A 17,743-nucleotide genomic window follows, 5' to 3' on the forward strand; every position below is an offset into this window, starting at 1 on the left:
CGGTGCTGGTCAGCGGCCTGCGCATCATTCCGGGCGCAGCAGCGGGAACAGGATCGTCTCGCGGATGCTGGCCCCGGTGAGCAGCATGATGAGCCGGTCGACCCCGATGCCGATCCCGCCCGCGGGGGGCATCCCGAACTCCATGGCGCGCAGGAAGACCTCGTCGAGCTCCATCGCCTCGGGGTCTCCCGCGGCAGCGGCGAGCGACTGCTCCTCGAGCCGCTGGCGCTGCACCACCGGGTCGTTGAGCTCGGAGTACGCCGCCCCGAGCTCGACGCCGTTGATGATGAGGTCCCACGCCTCGTTGAGGCCGGGCTTGCTGCGGTGCGGCTTGGCGAGCGGCTTGACCTTGCTGGGGTAGTCCATGACGAAGGTCGGCGCCAGCAGGTGGTCCTCGACGAGCTGCTCGTAGAGCTCGACCAGCACCTCCTCCGACCCCCACCCCTGCTGCAGCTCGACGTCGTGCGACGCGGCGTGGCGGCGCAGCTCCTCGAGGGGGGTCTCGACGTCGACCGGCTCGCCGAGCGCCTCGGAGACCAGGTCGTGGATGGGCGCGCGACGCCACTGACCCGTCAGGTCGACCTCGGAGCCGTCACGCGCCGTGAAGCTCGTGCGCCCGAGCGCCTGCGCGGCACCCACCACGAGGTCCTGGGCGAGCTGCATCATCGTGAACTGGTCGCCGTAGGCCTGGTAGGCCTCGAGCATCGAGAACTCGGCCGCGTGGGTCGAGTCGAGGCCCTCGTTGCGGAAGGTGCGCCCGATCTCGTAGACCCGGTCGACGCCGCCGATCATGGCGCGCTTGAGGTCGAGCTCGAGGGCGATGCGCAGCAGCATCTGCTGGTCGAGGGCGTTGAGGTGGGTGCGGAACGGCCGGGCCGCGGCGCCGCCGTTCGTGAGCTGCAGGATCGGCGTCTCGACCTCGACGTACTCCTGGTCGTCGAGGGTGGCACGCAGGCTGCGCAGCACGGCGGCCTTGGCGCGCACCAGCTCGCGCGGCTCGGGCCGCAGCATCATGTCGACGTAGCGCAGCCGGGTGCGCGCCTCGTCGGACAGCGGACGGTGCTCGTTGGGCAGCGGTCGCAGCGTCTTGGCCGCGAGCTGCCACTCGGTGGCGGCCACGCTCAGCTCGCCGCGCCGGCTCGTGATGACCTCGCCCCGCACGGCCAGCAGGTCGCCGATGTCGACGAGCTGCTTGTACGCCGCCAGCCGCTCCTCGCCGACCTCGGCCAGGCTGAGCATCACCTGCACCTGCGAGCCGTCGCCCTCGCGCAGCTGGGCGAAGCAGAGCTTGCCGGTGTTGCGCTGGAACATCACCCGACCGGTGATGGCGACCTGCTCGCCGGTGCGGGTGTCGGGGGCCAGCTCGCCGGCCTCCAGCGCCGGGTCGTGGGCCGCACGCAGCTGCTTGATGGTGTGGGTGCGCTCCACCGTCACCGGGTATGCCGCGACCCCGGCGTCGAGGAGTCGCTGGCGCTTCTCGCGGCGCACCCGCACCTGCTCGGGCAGGTCGTCGCCGGTCTCGGCGGGGTCGTGGGCTGCAGCGTCGTGCGGAGCGTCAGTCACGGGGGCCAGGGTAGTTCTAGGCTGCAGGGGTGCTGACCGCCACCTGCACCACCCGCTGCCACCCCGGGACGCCCTGATGGCCGGGGGTCTCGCTGCCCTGCTCGACGACGTCGCGGCCCTGGCCCGGCTGACCGCCGCGTCGGTCGACGACGTGGCCGGCGCCGCGGGCCGCGCCAGCGCCAAGGCGGCCGGCGTCGTGGTCGACGACGCCGCCGTGACCCCGCGCTACGTGCAGGGCCTCGACGCCTCCCGCGAGCTCTCGATCATCGGACGCATCGCCAAGGGCTCGCTGCGCAACAAGCTGCTCTTCATCCTCCCGGCGGCCCTGCTGCTGAGCCAGTTCCTCCCGTTCCTGCTGACCCCGCTGCTCATGCTGGGCGGCGCCTACCTGTGCTTCGAGGGCGCGGAGAAGATCTGGGAGAGCCTGCGCGGCCACCACGCCTCGAAGGCGGAGCCCGCCGTCAAGCAGGGTTCCGGGCAGGAGGACGCGGTCGTCGCGGGCGCCGTGCGCACCGACTTCATCCTCTCGGCCGAGATCATGGTGATCGCGCTCAACGAGGTCGCGGCGGAGGGATTCTGGTCGCGCGCCGTGATCCTCGTCGTCGTCGCCGTGGGCATCACGGCGCTGGTCTACGGCGCGGTCGCGCTCATCATCCGCATGGACGACCTCGGCCTGCGGCTGGCCGAGCGCCCGTCCGCCGGCGCCCAGCGGCTCGGCCGGGGCCTGGTGGCGGCCATGCCGAGGGTGCTCAAGGTGCTCTCCGTCGTCGGGGTCGTCGCCATGCTCTGGGTCGGGGGCCACATCTGGCTGGTCGGGCTCGAGGAGCTCGGCTGGCACGCGCCGTACGACGCCGTGCACCACGTCGAGGAGGCGGTCGCCGGTCTCGTGCCGGCCCTGCACGGAGTCCTGGCGTGGGTCACCAACACCTTCTTCTCGGCCGTCCTCGGGGCGCTCATCGGCGCCGTCGTGGTCGCGGTGATGCACCTCGTGCCGCGCAAGGGCGGACACTGAGGGGCACTCCGGCACGTCTCAGGCGGCGTTGCGGGCGAAGACCAGCTCGAGCCCGCGCAGGGTGAGCCACGGGGCGTGGTCGGTCACGGTGCGGCACTCGCCGACCACGACGGGCGCCAGCCCGCCGGTCGCGACCACCCGCACGTCGGCGGGACGGACCCCGAGCTCGTCGACCATGCGCGCCACCAGGCCGTCGACCTGCGAGGCGAACCCGAAGACCAGGCCCGACTGCAGCGCCTCGACGGTGTTCTTGGCGATCACGGTGCGCGGGCGCCGCAGCTCGACCTTGCGCAGCTGGGCACCGCGACGGCCCAGCGCCTCGAGGCTGATGTCGACGCCGGGCGCGATCGCGCCGCCGACGTAGGCGCCGGAGGCGTCGACCACGTCGAAGGTGGTGGCGGTGCCGAAGTCGACGACGATGGCGGGCCCGCCGTACAGCTCGGCGGCGGCCAGGGCGTTGACGATGCGGTCCGCGCCGACCTCGCGCGGGTTGTCGGTGCGGACCTTGACCCCGGTGCGCACGCCCGGCTCGACGATGACGTGCGGCAGGTCGCCGAGGTGGCGCTCGAGCATCTCGCGCCACTCGTGCAGCACCGCCGGCACCGTCGCGCACACCGCGACGCCGTGCAGGTCGTCGCCGGCCGCGGTCTCGCGCAGCAGTCCCCGGACCACCACGCCCCACTCGTCGGCCGTACGCCGCTCGTCGCTCGCCACCCGCCAGTGCGCCCGCACCTCACCGTCGTCGAGGAGGCCCAGGACGGTGTGGGAGTTGCCGATGTCGGCGCACAGCAGGGTCATGCGCGTCCGCTCACCAGCTCCCCGGCGCCGGCGACCACCTCGGCCGGGTCGTCGCCGAGGGCGACGACCCGGTTGCCGGCGTCGACGTGGACCACGTGGGGGCGCAGCTCGCGAGCCTCGGCGTCGGTGACCTGGCCGTAGCCGATGAGGATGACGAGGTCGCCGGGGTGCACCAGGTGGGCGGCGGCGCCGTTGATGCCGATGACGCCCGAGCCCCGCTCCCCGGCGATCGTGTAGGTGACGAGGCGGGCGCCGTTGGTGATGTCGACGACGTGCACCTGCTCGCCCTCGAGCAGGTCGGCGGCGTCGAGCAGGTCGGCGTCGACGGTCACGGACCCGACGTAGTGCAGGTCGGCCTGCGTCACGGTCGCGCGGTGGATCTTGCTGGTCATCATCGTGCGCAGCATCAGGACTCCCGGGAGAGGTCGAGGGCGGTGTTGTCGATCAGGCGGGTCGTGCCGACGCGGGCGGCGACCAGCAGCCGGGCGGGGCCCGAGCCGGGAGCCGGGCCGAGGTCGGGGGCCCGCAGCGCGAGGTAGTCGAGCTCGACCCCGGGGGCGTCGGCGAGCAGCCGCTCGGCCGGGTCGACCGCACCCGCGTCACGGGCGGCGGCGAGCGCACGTGAGAGCACCAGCGCCTGCTCGCGCTCGGTGGCGGAGAGGTAGCGGTTGCGGCTCGACAGCGCCAGGCCGTCGGGGTCGCGCACGGTCGCCGCCCCCTCGACCCGCACGCCGAGGCACAGGTCGGCGGCCATCCGGCGCACCAGGGCGAGCTGCTGGTAGTCCTTCTCGCCGAAGACGGCCACGTCGGGTCGCACCAGCCCGAAGAGCTTGGCCACCACGGTCAGCACCCCGCGGAAGTGGGTCGGACGGCTGGCACCCTCGAGCACCTCGCCGAGCGGGCCCGGGTCGAGCGTGACCTGCGGGTCACCGCCCGGGTAGACCTCCTCGACCGCCGGCGCGAAGACCAGCTCGACCGCCTCGCGCGCGCACAGCTCGAGATCGGCCTCGAGGGTGCGCGGGTAGCGGGCGAGGTCCTCGCCCGGCGCGAACTGCAGCGGGTTGACGAAGACCGACACGACGAGAGGCGCCTCCGGGGCGACGGCACGCGCGTGCCGCACCAGCGAGGCGTGGCCCTCGTGCAGCGCCCCCATGGTCGGCACCAGCGCGGCGGGGCGACCGGCGAGGGCCTCGGCCAGCTCCGCGCGGGAGCCGACCAGGAGAGGTCGTGTCACCGGGCGCGGTGACGGTGGCGGCCCGGCGCGCGGACCTGCGCCAGCGCGTCGTCGAGCAACGAGGAGAGCCGTGCCGCCCGGATCGGCAGCAGCCGGCCGTCGAGCACGGCGCGGTCGGCGGTGGCGCGGGCCATGGCGACGTACGTCGGCACGGTGCCGGGCGCGGTCGCGACCATGTCGGCCAGGTGGGCCTGGACGGTGCGCACGTCACCGCGCACGATCGGGCCGGTCAGCGCGTCGTCGCCCCGCTCGAGGGCGTTGTCGAGGGCGGCCGACAGCAACGGGCGCAGCGTCGCGGCGGGGTCGTCGGCCCCGGCGGCCGCCAGCAGGTCCATCGCCTGGTTGACCAGCGTGACGAGGTGGTTGGCGCCGTGGGCGAGGCCGGCGTGGTAGAGCGCGCGACGCTCCTCGGCCACCCACATCGGCGTGCCGCCGAGGTCGGCGACGAGCCGTTCGGCGAGGTCGTGCTCCTCCGGCCCGGCGGTGACGCCGAAGACGCAGCCGCGCAGCCGCGGCAGGTCGACCTCGGTGCCGGTGAAGGTCATCGCGGGGTGCACCGCGACCGGGCGCGCGCCGATCTCGGCGACGGCGTGCAGCGCGGCGAGGCCGTGCCGGCCCGAGGTGTGCACCACGACCTGGCCGGGGCGCACCGCGCCCGCGCCGACCAGGGTGGTGGCGACGTTGTCGAGCATGTCGTCGGGAACGGTGAGCAGGAGCAGGTCGCACGACCGGGCGACGTCGGTCGGCTTGCGCACCGGCACACCGGGCAGCAGTGCGGCGACGCGGCCGCGCGAGGCGTCGCTCTCGCCCGCGGCGGCCACGACCTCGTGGCCCGCGGCGCGCAGCGCGGCGGACAGGACGGCGCCGACACGGCCGGCACCGACAACCCCGATCCGGGTCATCTCGACATCCCTTCGTTCCAGTCCCCGAGGGGTACCGGACTACTGCTGATGACGTGCCCTGCCAGGGTACGCACGCCGACGCCGCGGCGTCAGGGGTACGACGACGTGGGCGCGGTCACACCCGGCCGTCGACCGCCGGTGAGCCGCCCAGCAGCGCGTCGACGACGCGGGCCGACGCGCCCCCGTCGTCCCAGGGGGCGTACTGGCCCCGGAACCGCTCGCGCCGCTCGGCGTGCCGGCCGGGGTCGCGCAGCTCCTCGCGCAGCTCGGCGACGACCTCGTCGGAGGTCATCCGGATCGGCCCCGGGACGGTGTCGGCGTAGTCGAGGTAGAAGCCCCGGCTGTCGTCGCGGTAGGCCGCCAGGTCGGGTGCGAGGAACACCATCGGCTTGTCGGTGACGGCGAAGTCGAAGAAGGCCGAGGAGTAGTCGGTGACCATGGCGTCGCAGGCGAGGTAGAGGTCGGCGATGTCGGGGTAGCGGGTCACGTCGACCACCCGGCCCGTGGGGTCGCGGTCCTCGGAGGCACGCATGCTGTTGTAGTGGCCGCGCACCAGCACGTGGCACCCGAGGTCCCGAGCCGCCTGCTCGGCGTCGAGGTAGAGCACCTTGTCGTAGACGAAGCCGGAGCGCCGGGTCTCGCGCCACGTCGGTGCATAGAGGACGACCTTCGCGTCGGCGGGGATGCCGAGGCGCGCCCGGGTGGCGCGGGCGACCTCGTCACGCCCCGGGGAGCAGAGCACGTCGTTGCGCGGGTAGCCGGAGTCGAGCATGCTGCCGTCGAAGCGGAAGGCCTCGCGCAGCCGCTCGCGGGCGAAGGGGCTCTGCGCGACCAGGTGGTCCCACTGGCGGACCGTGTCGACGAGGTTCTGGCGGTGGAACCAGTTGTCGACGTCGTTGGCGAGGCGGTCGTGGCCGATGCGCTTGAGCGGGCTGCCGTGCCAGGTCTGCACCACGACCTGCCCCTCGCGACGCCGCAGGAAGGACGGCTGGCCGGCGTTGACGACGACGTAGCGCGCGCGGGCCCACAGCTCGAGGTGCTCGGCGGAGAGCCGCACGACCTTGCGCGCCACGTCGGGCACGACCACCGAGCGGTCCTCGACGACGAAGACGAGGTCGAGGTCGGGGCGGCGGCGGTGCAGCTCGGCCGCGACGGGGGCGGGCGAGTCGCCGCCCGCCTTGCCCGCGAAGGTCTCGAAGAGCGCCACCTCGAGCAGCGGCTCCTCGCGCCACCGCGGGTAGAGCACCTCGCGCAGCTCGCGGCGGCGCAGGGGGTAGACGTCGTCGCGCCACTCCGCCGGCAGCACCCGCAAGCTCGCCCGGCGGCGGCCGTCGACCTCGGGGATCACCGTCGAGGTGCCCACGGTCGCCCGCCACGGCAGCGAGGCCCAGAACGACAACGTGGCCGACGCGGGCTCGCCCTCGTCACGGCGCCGCTGGCCGACGTCGGTGCGGCGGGCGACCAGCTCGTAGCGGTCGTGGGGCAGCTCGCGAGACCCGACGCCCCACTCGTCCTGGCGCAGCGGCAGCACCGCACGGAGCCCACCGTCGTGCGGTGCGGCCGCGACCCACGCGGTCTGCAGGCGCGCCGAGCGCAGCGCGAGCTCGACGGGCTCGCTGCCGACCAGCGTCAGCACGACCGCCTCGGCGGTCAGCTCCAGGCCGGCCAGCGTGACCAGGGCGTCGGGGTCGGTGTCGGGCCGACGGCGCTCCGGCGCTCCTGCCCGGCGCAGCAGCCGCAGCCCCTCGTGCGGCACCCAGGTGGGGCGCACCGCGTGGCCCGGCACGCCCCCGCCGAGCAGCAGCCCCGCCGAGCCGTCGATGACCCGGGTCTGCAGGACCTCGGTGCGGGTCGTGCCGGCCGCCGTGTGCTCGACGAGCACCCGGAAGACCTGCTCGCCGACCGGCCGGTCGGCGCCCTCGGGCAGCGGGAGCGTCGTGACGTCGACGTCGACGGCGAAGCCGCAGTCACCGAGGTCCTCGTAGCTCCGCGCCGCCCAGACGTCGGCCGTGTCGTCGGCGACGGGCTCGGTCGGCAGCGGCCAGCGACGACCCGTGCCCTCCTCCTCGAGCAGGACCACGGTGCTGGCAGCCGGGTCGGCCGCGGTGAGGTAGTCGACGAAGGCATTGCCCTCGAGGCGCAGCGTGCGGTCGTCGAGCCAGCGCAGCGCCCGCAGCCGGGTGTGCGGCTGCAGCTCGTGCGGCGAGAGACGGGTGATGAGCTCGGCGTCGGACCCGAGCCCCTCGAGCTCGTCGGAGACCACCCGGGGCACCCCGTCGACCAGCTCGTACTGCATGCCGGCCCGGCTGGCGTGGGCGTAGCGCTCGAACCTCGTGGCGCTGGCGAAGTCCTGCCGCACGCACAGCGAGGTGAGCACCCGCTCGGTCACCGGCACGTCGGCCCAGGTGTCGGCGTCGGCGTCGGCCATCAGCGCGCCGACCGCGGGGCTGAGCCCCTCCCAGGTCTGCGGACCGAGCACCAGGCTGAAGCGGATCAGGTCGGCGACCACGGTGACCAGCGAGCCACGCAGGTGGGCCTGCACCGCCCCGGGGTCGTCCCGCAGCACCCGGCTGGCCTCGACCAGCCGGTCGAGGCGGTCGTGGGCGAGAGCCGGGTCGCGCTGCGAGCGCTGCGTCAACGACCCCCGGTCGGGGCGCTGGTGCACCCGGTAGGCCGTGCCGGGGTGCACCTCCGCCCGCCACCCGGTGCACCCGACCTGGGCGAGCAGGACGTGGTGCGGGAAGGCGGTCTGCTCGGCGAAGCGCAGGCCGGCCGACCCCCACGACGTACGGCGGAACACGCGCGCGCCGAGGTAGGGGTGTGCCAGCAGCTGCGGCTCCTCGCGCACCACGAGCCCGCTCGCCGGCACGGGCAGCACCGCGCCGAGCCACCCCGGTCGCTCGTAGCGGCCGCGGTACTGCACCGCGACGCCCCCCACGGCGACGTCGGACCCGGAGCGCTCGAGCGCCTCGACGAGCCGGCGGTAGCCCTCCGGGGTGACGTCGTCGTCGGCGTCGCAGAAGGTGAGGTAGGCACCCCGGGCGGCCGCGACGCCCGCGTTGCGCGCCGCGCCCACCGTGGGCGGGCCCTCGTGGGGCAGGACGGACACCAGGCGCCGGCCGCGCGCGACCTCGGCCGCGACGGACGCGGCGGCGGCGTCGTCGCGGTGCACCACCAGCAGCACCTCGAGCGGCGACCAGCGCTGCTGCATCAGGCTCTCGACGCAGCGTTCCAGGGTCTCGGCTGCGTCGTGCACCGGCACCACCACGCTCAGCAGCGGATGCCCCCAGGCCCGCTGCCGCCGTCGCACCGCACGGGCGACGCGCAGCGCTGCCTCGCGACCTCGTCGCACACCCTGCACCGCGTGTCCACCCTTCACCCGGCACCGGACGGTACGCGATGCTACGGACATGCGTCGTCATGCTAGACAGCCGACCCCTGTCTCCCCGCGACCCGCGACGGCCCCGGCCACGGCAGGCGACGCGCCGGGCCACGCAGACGGCAACCCGCTGCCCGCCGGTCGCTACCTGTCGCTGACCCCGCGGATCCTGCCGGACGCCGGGGGCCAGACCCGCGCGATCCTGCTACGCAACCGGATCTTCACCACGGCGGGCTCGCAGGCGGCGGTGCTCACCGTCTCCGCGACCGCCGAGCACGGCGCGCGGGGCGAGCTGCTCACCGAGCGGGGCCTGCTGCTGCCCGGCACGGGGTGGCTGAACCTCTTCGAGCACTACCGCGGCACCGACTGGGCCGACGCCGGCTACGACCTCGCCCCGCCCGAGGAGCTGCCGCCCGCGCCGGGACGGCTGGTCGACGAGGAGCCCCACGAGGACGGCACCCTGTGGCGGCGCCGCTACCTGCGCGACGACGACACCTCGTCGTGGGAGTACCTCCGCCCCGACGGCTCGGTCTTCGTCCGGGTCCCGCCGTTCTCCTTCGACGACCCGACCACCTGGACCCGACGGGTGCAGCTGGTCTCGCGCGAGGGCGCCCTGGTCGGCACCCTCCCGGGCCGCGCGGCCTGGATCCGGCGCTGGCTGCAGGAGCTGACGGCGGAGCCGGCCGGCGGGCCGACCTTCGTGATGCTCGACTCCCGGTTCATGGTGCCGGTGATGGCGCCGCTCGACGTCCCCGACGCCCACCTCGTCTACCTGATGCACAACATCCACGTCAGCGACGACCGCCGCTGGGACCGGCCGCTGGGGCTGCCGTACGAGCGCGTGCTCGCCAGCGCCGACCACCTCGACGCCTTCGTCACCCTCACCTCCCGGCAGGGCGAGGACATCGCCCGGGTGCGCGGCCGCGCCGCGAACACCTACGTCGTGCCCAACCCGGTCGACATCCCCGAGCAGCCCGACGGGGTGACCCGTGACCCCGGCCAGGTCACGGTGGTGGCCCGGCTGACCAAGCAGAAGCGGCTGCGCGACGCGGTCGTGGCGGCCGACCGGGCCCACCAGTCCTCCCCCGACCTGCGGCTCGACATCTTCGGACGCGGCTCGACCGAGCACACCCTGCGCGAGATCGTCGAGCGTCGCGGCATCGAGGACGTCGTCACCTTCCGTGGCCACGACCCGCGCGCCCGCGAGCAGCTGTGGCGCTCGTCGGCCTTCCTGCTCACCAGCCGCTTCGAGGGCTACCCGCTGGCCACCCTCGAAGCGATGAGCCACGGCTGCCCGGTGGTGGCGTACGACGTGAAGTACGGCCCGCGCGAGCAGATCACCCACGGCGTCGACGGGTTCCTCGTCGAGCCCGGCGACATCCCCGGGCTCGCGCGCCACCTGGTGCAGCTGACGACCGACCCCGAGCTGGTCGCCCGGATGAGCGCCGCCGCGCGGGCCAAGGCCGAGCGGCACGGCGTCGCCGCCTTCCTCGCCGACTGGGCACGCGTCTTCGAGGGCGTCCTGGCCGACGCCCCCGGGCGGGTCAGCGTGACCGGCTGCGAGGTCGAGGTGGAGCGGCTGCGCGTCGGTCGCGGTCGCCGCGGCACCCGCCCCGGAGGGCGCGGACCCGACGAGCGGCTCGAGCTGCGGGCGAGCGTGCGGCTCACCACCACCGCCGGCCCCGCCGACCCCGACGAGACCACGGCGACGCTCGTGGCCGTGCACGCCGGGTCGGGCCGCTTCGCCGAGCTCCCGGTCACCACGCGTCGCCGCGGCGACCGGCTGCACCTGCGCACCACGACGACGCTCGCCGAGGTCGTCGACGGCGCCGACGAGGCGGGCGACGAGGTCCGGCTCGTCGTCTTCGTCGCCCACCGCAACGCCGTGCGCCGGGTCGTCCTGCCCCGCGAGGAGCCACGCCCCGGCGGCGTCGAGGTGGGCTACGACGAGGCCGGCTGGCGCCTCGACGTGCGACCGGCACCGGCCCCGGTCGGGCGGGCCCGCCGGGCGGCGGACCGGGTGCGCGGTCGCCTCAGGCGGGCGCTGCGCCGGGGCTGACCCGGGCGCTCGCCTCCAGCCACGCCTGCTGGGCGGGCGCCGTCTCGCGCCCCCACGGGTGCGGGCGCGACGCCCAGTGCAGCAACCGGGGCTGCTCCTCGACCAGACGGTCGGGCACGACGTGCCAGGCCCGCGGGACGCGGGTGCGGTGCGGGCCGGCCAGCACGTGCATGGCCTCGCGCGGGAGCAGGTCGAAGGTGTGCGCGAGGTCGAGGGCCTGTCCGGTCACCCCCTCCCGTCGCCACGCCGCGAGGTCGAGCACCAGCACGTCGAGCTCGAAGCTGGAGAAGTCGAAGTCGTGGCGCGCGTGCGCGACCCGGCGCAGCTCGGTGGCGACCGCGGTGCGCTCGCGGAGCCGGTCGCCCGCCCGGTGCACCACGGCGAAGCCGCTCGCGTCGGGGTCGCCCGGCACGTCGTTGGCCGCCCACCACGTCTCGCCGAGGTCGATCCGGGCGAGCTCGGTGACGTCGCCACGCACGAGGCCGGCCAGGGGCACCACCACGACCCGCTCGGCCGTGTCGGGCAGCAGCGCGGGCAGCAGCAGCTTGGCGAGGTGCTCGCGCTGCACCGGCCCACCGCGGCGCGGCAGCCAGGCGGAGAGGTCGGGCACGGCGACGTACGTCGCCCCGTGACCGGCCGGCACCACGTCAAGCAGGTCGGGCCCGCCCTCGCCGGTCGTGTCGAGGAACCACACGTGCAGCGGCCCGCTGGTGGTGCGGGCGAGGGAGTCGAGCACCACCTGGAGCTGCGGGCGCCGGGCGCCGTCACCGACGACGGCGACGTGCGTCGCCCCGTCGGGGGCCGCGGCCACCTCGACCGCGTCGCGCCGCATGCCCTCGACCACCGCATCGGTCGAGGGGGCCTGCTCGAGCTGGGCCGGGGCGGCCCGCCGGGCGCGCGCCGCCTCGACGTCGTCGGCGCAGAGCTCGCGCCAGCGGGCGTAGACCTCGGCCTCGGGCGCGCCGGCCAGGGCCAGGTCGAAGACCGCCTGCAGCCGCGTGTTGATGCCGTCGCGGATCGCGTGGAAGGCGTCGTCGTCGATGTTCGACAGGCCGGCGAAGCGGATGTCGGCGGGGTTCTTGGGCCGGAAGTCGACCGTCGCGCCGAGCGAGCGCTCGGGCAGGTAGCAGTGCAGCCGCGAGGTCACGACCGACGAGTGCTCGTCGCGGTAGGTCTGCAGCAGCTGCATCGCGATGCGCATGTTGTCGGTGAAGCTGCGGAAGCGCACGGCGTCGGCGCTGTGCTTGTAGACGGCGGCGTCGGGGCCGGCGGCCTCGGCCTCCTCGGGCGAGTCGACGTACGCCACGGGTCCGTGCGGCGCCGCGGTCGCGACCGGGAAGACGCTGTCGACGGTGGTCGTCATGCAGCCGGAGAAGAACGCGGGCACGCCCACCGAGAGCAGGATGTCGACCGTCGTCCAGTCGCGGCAGCCGACGGGGCCGTGCTCGCGCATCCAGGCGATGGCCTCCGGGGTGAGGATGCCGCGCTTGTTGCAGTGGAACGACACGAAGATCGGTCGCAGGTTGCGGTGCATTGGCAGGCCGTAGCGGACGCCGAAGATCGCGTGCATGTACCAGCCGAAGGCGAGCACCCAGGTGCCGTCGGGCACCTCGTTGTACTCGGTGGAGTCACGGTCGACGGTGAGCAGCTGCACCCGCCCGGACGCGCCGGGGAGCCGGCGGTGCTCGGGGACCCGCGCCGCCAGCTCCTCCACGAGCCCGACCAGCTCGTCGGGGCCGGTGAACTCGAGACCCTGGCGTCGCACCAGGTGTCCGAGGCTGGCCAGCGTCTGCACGTGGTCGCCGATGTTGGCCGACGCGCGTCGGCGGCCGGGGTGGTCGTAGTCGACCACCGCGAAGCTGACGTCGCCCTCGCGCGCCAGGCCGGGCTGGTCGGGGCTGCGGTCGATCCACCGGGCGACCCAGTCGCGCCGCGAGCGGGTCTCGCCGTCGACCTCCCCCGCCTCCGCGACCGACGCGTCGACGTGGGCGAACAGGTCGCGCGCGAGGTCGAGGTGCCCGTGGGCGAAGACGAGCTCGAGCAGCGCCATCCACGCCGCGGGCGTGCGGGAGGCGGGGGGCTCCTGCAGCAGCCCGCGCACCTCGCCGACGACCTCGTCGGGGGCGTGCAGCAGGCCGGCGTCGAGGTACTCGGCGGCGACGAGCCGCGACCAGACCTCCGCGGGCAGCGAGCCGAGGTGCTGCCACGCCAGCTCGCGGTTGCCCCGTGCGGTGGCGACCACCCCGGCGCAGGCCCGGCCGACCTGCTCGGTCTCGGGCTCCGCCTCGAGGCTGGTGGCCAGGGCGACGGCGCCGTGCGTCTCGCCCCGCTCGAGCAGCTCGCGCACCTGCGCCACGGCCCGCTCGCCGAGCGAGCCGCCCTCGCGCAGCGTGCGCCAGAGGTCCTGGGACCGGGGCCCGGGTCGGGCTGGGGCGGCGGGCTCGGGCTCCGGGGCGTGGCCGAGGGCGTCGACGACCTTGTCGCGCAGCGGACGCAGCCGCCGCTTGGCGGGCTCGGGGACCTGCGAGACGGCGCGGCGGAAGTGGGAAGGCATGGGGTCCTCGTGGGTCGTGGGCGTCAGCGGCGGGCGAGGTGCACCTTGGCGCGGCGCTCCAGGGCGAGCTCGTCGTGGTCGCGCACGTAGTCGTTGACGGCGTCACGACAGCCGGACCACTTGTAGTAGTCGTCGATGACGATGCGGCTCCGGGGCACCAGGTGCGGGGCGATCCGCTCCAGGCAGACCATGGTGGAGTCGTACCAGTCACCGTCGAGGTGCGCGAGGGCGACGGGACCCGACACGTGCACCGTGTCCTCGAACAGGCCCCGCACCAGCTCGACGTTGGCAGCCTCGGGCGCGACCCCGTGGCGGGCGAAGGACGCCGCGACCTCGTCGTAGAGGTTGTCGCGGTAGCCGTAGTAGGTCGAGCCGCCGACGCCGCGGGCCCCGCCGGCCGCGATGGTCTCGTAGCGCTGGCGCACGTCGGCACCGTCGGCCTCGCCCGGCGGGGGGATCATGCCGAAGACGTCGAAGACCCGCATCGGGCGGGCGGGGTCCTTCGCGGCCGCCATGACGATGGCGGACCCGCCCAGGGCGGTGCCGCACTCCAGGATCTCGCCCTCGAGCCCGGCGACGTCGGCGTGCACCGCCAGCTTGGCGAGGGCACCGAGGTTGGCCTCGCTGAGGTAGGACAGGCCCTCCGCACGGACGGCACGGATGACGTCGTGCACGCGCTCGGGCAGCTCGATCTCGGGGAACGGGTCGCGCACGGAGGCGCGGGTGCGCTTGAGGTCCTCCCGGACGCGGCCGAGCTTCTGCTCCAGCTCGCCCACCTGCGACCGGAGCGCCTCGACGTCGCCTCCGGCGGGGGTCAGCCGTCGACGGATGCCGTCGACGGTGCCCGAGATCGTGCGCCTGCCTCGCGTCATGAACCTGTCCTCCCGGGTGACCGGCGAGCAGCCTAACGCCCACGGCCGGTCTCCCCCGCGAGCGACTCCCGGACGGCCTCGACCATCGAAACGGACAAAACGGTGATCGGCGTCTCGAAATCTGGTGCATACTCCAAAAACCGATCTTTGGAGTGAACGTGACGAATCAGCTCGTGCGCCGCCTGGCCACCGCTCTCTGCGCCCTCGCCGTGCTCGCCGTGCTCGCCCTGCACGCCGTCCCGTCGTCGGGTGCCGCCGCCCCGACGCAGCTGCGCGTCGGCAGCTTCAACATCTCGGGGGTCCACGGCGACTCCTCGGCCTCGGGAGACCGCAAGGTGTGGCGCGAGCGGCGCGGCCGCGTCGTCAACCAGATCATCTCCCGCAAGCTCGCGGTCGTCGGCCTGCAGGAGGCGAACCCGAGCGCGACGTACGCCTCGCGGCTCGTCGACCGCAGCACCACCACGCAGTACGACGACCTCGTGAGCGGCCTGAACGCCGCGGGCGGCAACTACGCCGTCACCACCGCCGCGCCGTACAACTGCGCCCGCGCGGCGAGCAGCTACCGCTGCGACTACCGCGACCAGGGCAGCGCGCTGTCGAACCGCATCATCTTCGACCGCGGCCTGCTCAGCGTCGTGAGCAAGGGCTCGATGAAGTACGCCGCCCAGACGGCCGGCAAGTACGACCGCTACCTCGAGTGGGCCGTCTTCTCGGTGCGCGCGACCGGCAAGCGGTTCCTGTTCACCAACACCCACCTCGACCCCTACAGCGTCGCGAACCGCGAGGCGCAGTGGCGCGAGGCCCTGGTGAAGACCTCGCAGCTGCGCGGCTCGATGCCCGTCATCTCCGTGGGCGACTACAACTCGCACAAGTTCTCGCCGTGGGCCGAGCGGATGCTGCCGATGACCAAGCAGTACGGCATCACCGACGCCCTCAACCAGGGCTTCCGCCAGAACCCGTCACGCGCCCCGCGCGCCGAGAAGGTCGTCAACGCCTGGCTCGGCTCGTTCAACGGCTACAAGCGCGACATGCGCGGGTGGTCCTACGAGGACAACAAGTCCAAGCAGGGCAACCACATCGACTGGGTCTTCGCCAGCGACGGGCTGCGCATCCTCGACTACGAGGTGGTGGCGTGGTTCGACGCGAAGAGCCTGCGCGTCAAGAGCGTCTTCCCCTCCGACCACAACCTCGTCAGGGCGACGGTGGTGCTGCCGGCGAGCTGAGCCGGCGCTCGAGGGCGTCGACCTGGGCGGTCAGGCGGCCGACCTCCGTCTCGAGGCGGGCGATCCGCTTGTGCTGTCGGTCGGCGCGCTCCTGCAGCGTGCGCACGACGCGCACCAGGGCGAGCGGGTTGGGTGCCCTCACCTAGCGGACCTCGGCACGCGGCGCGAGGTGCTCGCGGCCCGCCTGCGCACCCCGCTGAGAGCCTGGCTGGGACCCCCACTGGGCCAGCTCGACCACGTCGGGGTCGTGCCGCGCGACGCTCGCCAGGGTCTGCGCCTCGGCCAGCCGGGCCTCGGCTGCCTCGGCCCGCTCGCGCTGGCGCTCGAGCGCTCCCTGGAGCTGGCGGCGGTCGAGGTTGGCCTGGGCGAGCCGCTCGGTGATCGCGGTCGTGAGCTCGGCGTGCTCGGCGGCCCGCGTCGAGAACAGGTCGCGGTAGGCCATGGCGGCCGCGGCCCGGTCGGCGGCGTTCTCGCGACGCGACTGCGCCACCTCGGTCCACATCATCCGCAGCGCCGCCCACGAGAGCACCAGGGCCGAGACCGACGCCAGGCTGAGCCACAGCGGCGAGCGGGTCGGCAGGCTCAGCAGCACCAGGACGGTGGCCGTCGAGAGCAGCGAGACCGCCACGCTCACGCGCACGCTGCGTTGCCGGCGTCGTCGGGGAGAGCGCTGCGGCGTCGCTGCCATGTCCGGAGCGTAGGCCCCTACCGCTCGGGCCCCCGGACGCGACACGCGTGCTCCAGCAGCAGCGCCGCACCCGTCATGGCCAGCGCCGCCAGGGCCGCCAGCGCGCTGCGCAGCAGGCGCTGCTCGGCCGCCGGGGTGCCGACCCCGAGCTGCGCGAGCGCGTAGCCGGCGTACCCGCCGAGGAGCAGCGCGCCGACCAGGGCGCAGGCCTTGCCGAGCACGAGCCGGTTGACCGCCTGGTGGGCCGCCAACCGCGTGCGGTCGCGCCGTACGACGCGTCGGGTCGCCCAGGCGGTGCCGAGCAGGGCCGCGGCCAGGAACGCGATCAGCCCCACCGCGGGCCAGGTGACCGGCGGCTGCGGGAGGCCGAGGCGCAGGGCTCCGGCGCGCAGCAGCCACCCGAGGACCAGCCCGACGGCGACGAGCACCGCCAGCACGGCGTGACCGGTCGGCCGGACGGTGCCCGACGGCTCGTCGCCGGGCGGCTCGGCCGTCACGGGCTCAGTGCAGCTCGAGCTCGACGTCGTCGCGGCGGGTGACACCGTCACGACCGACCTGCTCGAGCAGGTCGGCGACGCTGCCGGCGTCGGGGATCTCGGCGTCGGGCTCGAGGTCGTGCCAGGGCGCGAGCACGAAGGCCCGCTCGGCCGCGCGCGGGTGCGGGAGCGTCAGCTCGGGCTCGTGGGCCCGACGGTCGCCGAGCACGATGAGGTCGACGTCGAGCGTGCGCGGCTCGTTGGCCAGGCCGCTGCGCTCGCGGCCGTAGGCGGCCTCGACGGCGAGGGCGCGCTCGAGCAGCACCGGCGCGGAGAGCGTGGTGTCGAGCAGCACGACCGCGTTGAAGAAGCTCTCGGAGCCCTCGGGGGCGTCGACCGGCTCGGTCTCGTAGACCGCGGAGACCGAGGTCACCCACACCTCGGGGGTGTCGGAGAGCGAGTCGAGCGCGCCCTGCAGGGTGGCGAGCCGGTCGCCGAGGTTGGACCCGAGGGAGACGACCGCCCGCCGGATCGGACGCATCTCGCCGGTGAGGCTGTCGGCGTCGACGATGTTGGGGTTGGGTGACTCGGTCACGGACGGCTCCTGGTGATCGTGAGGGACACGTCGTCGAATCGGGCCTGGACGGGGGCGTGCGGCTTGTGCACGGTGACCTCCACCCGGGCCACGCCCTCAGGTCGCAGGCAGGCCTGCGCGATCCGGTCGGCGAGGGTCTCGATGAGGTCGACGGGCTCGCCCTCGACGACCGCGCGGACCTGGTCGGTCAGCGCGCCGTAGTCGACGGTGTCGGCGAGGTCGTCGCTGGCCGCGGCCCGCGCGGAGTCGACGTCGAGCGCGAGGTCGACGACGAACTCCTGCCCGTCGCGGCGCTCGTGCGCGAACACCCCGTGGTGCCCCGTGAAGCGGAGGCCGCGGACACGGAGGACGTCCGGGGCGGGCGCAGCGGTCTGGCTCATCGGGGCCG

General features: G+C 74.6%; 16 protein-coding genes. 3 read left to right on the forward strand and 13 right to left on the reverse strand.

What is annotated here, in order from left to right; translation table 11 throughout:
- Positions 1-24: 24 nt before the first annotated feature.
- Positions 25-1,563 (reverse strand): lysine--tRNA ligase, encoded by a 1,539-nt coding sequence (lysS, locus tag ACYU8I_RS02700; protein WP_460837159.1) that lies wholly within the window; start codon positions 1,561-1,563, stop codon positions 25-27.
- 76 nt (positions 1,564-1,639) lie between these two features.
- On the opposite strand from lysS, the gene ACYU8I_RS02705 reads away from it, so the two are divergent.
- Positions 1,640-2,575: a DUF808 domain-containing protein gene (locus ACYU8I_RS02705; protein ID WP_460837161.1), complete on the forward strand. Its 936-nt coding sequence runs from the start codon at positions 1,640-1,642 to the stop codon at positions 2,573-2,575.
- Positions 2,576-2,593: 18 nt separating this feature from the next.
- On the opposite strand, the gene ACYU8I_RS02710 is transcribed toward ACYU8I_RS02705, so the two are convergent.
- The 5 genes from ACYU8I_RS02710 to ACYU8I_RS02730 form a co-directional block, all read right to left on the reverse strand.
- On the reverse strand, positions 2,594-3,373 hold the full coding sequence (locus ACYU8I_RS02710) for a type III pantothenate kinase (RefSeq protein WP_460837162.1): 780 nt from the start codon (positions 3,371-3,373) through the stop codon (positions 2,594-2,596).
- Complete coding sequence (gene panD / locus ACYU8I_RS02715; protein WP_460837164.1) at positions 3,370-3,780, reverse strand: aspartate 1-decarboxylase; 411 nt, start codon at positions 3,778-3,780, stop codon at positions 3,370-3,372. Before panD ends, ACYU8I_RS02710 begins: the two co-directional genes overlap by 4 nt.
- On the reverse strand, positions 3,780-4,607 hold the full coding sequence (panC, locus tag ACYU8I_RS02720) for a pantoate--beta-alanine ligase (protein WP_460837166.1): 828 nt from the start codon (positions 4,605-4,607) through the stop codon (positions 3,780-3,782). The genes panD and panC overlap by 1 nt, the downstream gene beginning before the upstream one ends.
- Positions 4,604-5,509, reverse strand: a complete 906-nt coding sequence (locus ACYU8I_RS02725) for a Rossmann-like and DUF2520 domain-containing protein (protein ID WP_460837168.1) — start codon at positions 5,507-5,509, stop codon at positions 4,604-4,606. Before ACYU8I_RS02725 ends, panC begins: the two co-directional genes overlap by 4 nt.
- A gap of 115 nt (positions 5,510-5,624) precedes the next feature.
- On the reverse strand, positions 5,625-8,921 hold the full coding sequence (locus tag ACYU8I_RS02730) for a CDP-glycerol glycerophosphotransferase family protein (RefSeq protein WP_460837170.1): 3,297 nt from the start codon (positions 8,919-8,921) through the stop codon (positions 5,625-5,627).
- On the opposite strand from ACYU8I_RS02730, the gene ACYU8I_RS02735 reads away from it, so the two are divergent.
- Complete coding sequence (locus ACYU8I_RS02735) at positions 8,920-10,947, forward strand: glycosyltransferase (protein ID WP_460837171.1); 2,028 nt, start codon at positions 8,920-8,922, stop codon at positions 10,945-10,947. The two genes, ACYU8I_RS02730 and ACYU8I_RS02735, sit on opposite strands and share 2 nt — an antisense overlap.
- Here ACYU8I_RS02735 and ACYU8I_RS02740 read toward each other — a convergent pair.
- Both ACYU8I_RS02740 and ACYU8I_RS02745 read right to left on the reverse strand, forming a co-directional pair.
- Positions 10,922-13,501 carry a hypothetical protein gene (locus tag ACYU8I_RS02740; protein WP_460837172.1) on the reverse strand — a complete coding sequence of 860 codons (2,580 nt, stop codon included), beginning with the start codon at positions 13,499-13,501 and terminating at the stop codon, positions 10,922-10,924. The genes ACYU8I_RS02735 and ACYU8I_RS02740 overlap by 26 nt on opposite strands.
- A 23-nt stretch (positions 13,502-13,524) precedes the next feature.
- Positions 13,525-14,373, reverse strand: coding sequence for a TylF/MycF/NovP-related O-methyltransferase (locus ACYU8I_RS02745; protein WP_460837174.1), 849 nt, complete (start codon positions 14,371-14,373; stop codon positions 13,525-13,527).
- A gap of 158 nt (positions 14,374-14,531) precedes the next feature.
- On the opposite strand from ACYU8I_RS02745, the gene ACYU8I_RS02750 reads away from it, so the two are divergent.
- On the forward strand, positions 14,532-15,596 hold the full coding sequence (locus ACYU8I_RS02750) for an endonuclease/exonuclease/phosphatase family protein (RefSeq protein ID WP_460837176.1): 1,065 nt from the start codon (positions 14,532-14,534) through the stop codon (positions 15,594-15,596).
- Here ACYU8I_RS02750 and ACYU8I_RS02755 read toward each other — a convergent pair.
- Genes ACYU8I_RS02755 through folB form a run of 5 tightly spaced genes read right to left on the reverse strand, consistent with a single transcriptional unit; the run spans position 15,565 to position 17,735 of the window.
- The gene (locus ACYU8I_RS02755; protein ID WP_460837178.1) at positions 15,565-15,738 is read right to left on the reverse strand and encodes a hypothetical protein; all 174 of its coding nucleotides are present in this window, start codon (positions 15,736-15,738) and stop codon (positions 15,565-15,567) included. The two genes, ACYU8I_RS02750 and ACYU8I_RS02755, sit on opposite strands and share 32 nt — an antisense overlap.
- Positions 15,739-16,284, reverse strand: coding sequence for a hypothetical protein (locus ACYU8I_RS02760; protein WP_460837181.1), 546 nt, complete (start codon positions 16,282-16,284; stop codon positions 15,739-15,741).
- 17 nt (positions 16,285-16,301) lie between these two features.
- Positions 16,302-16,781 (reverse strand): DUF3180 family protein, encoded by a 480-nt coding sequence (locus tag ACYU8I_RS02765; protein ID WP_460837183.1) that lies wholly within the window; start codon positions 16,779-16,781, stop codon positions 16,302-16,304.
- A gap of 4 nt (positions 16,782-16,785) precedes the next feature.
- Positions 16,786-17,355 (reverse strand): 2-amino-4-hydroxy-6-hydroxymethyldihydropteridine diphosphokinase, encoded by a 570-nt coding sequence (gene folK / locus ACYU8I_RS02770; protein ID WP_460837185.1) that lies wholly within the window; start codon positions 17,353-17,355, stop codon positions 16,786-16,788.
- Positions 17,352-17,735 (reverse strand): dihydroneopterin aldolase, encoded by a 384-nt coding sequence (folB, locus tag ACYU8I_RS02775; RefSeq protein WP_460837186.1) that lies wholly within the window; start codon positions 17,733-17,735, stop codon positions 17,352-17,354. Before folB ends, folK begins: the two co-directional genes overlap by 4 nt.
- Positions 17,736-17,743: the final 8 nt, after the last annotated feature.

The organism is Nocardioides marmoraquaticus (assembly GCF_054777915.1).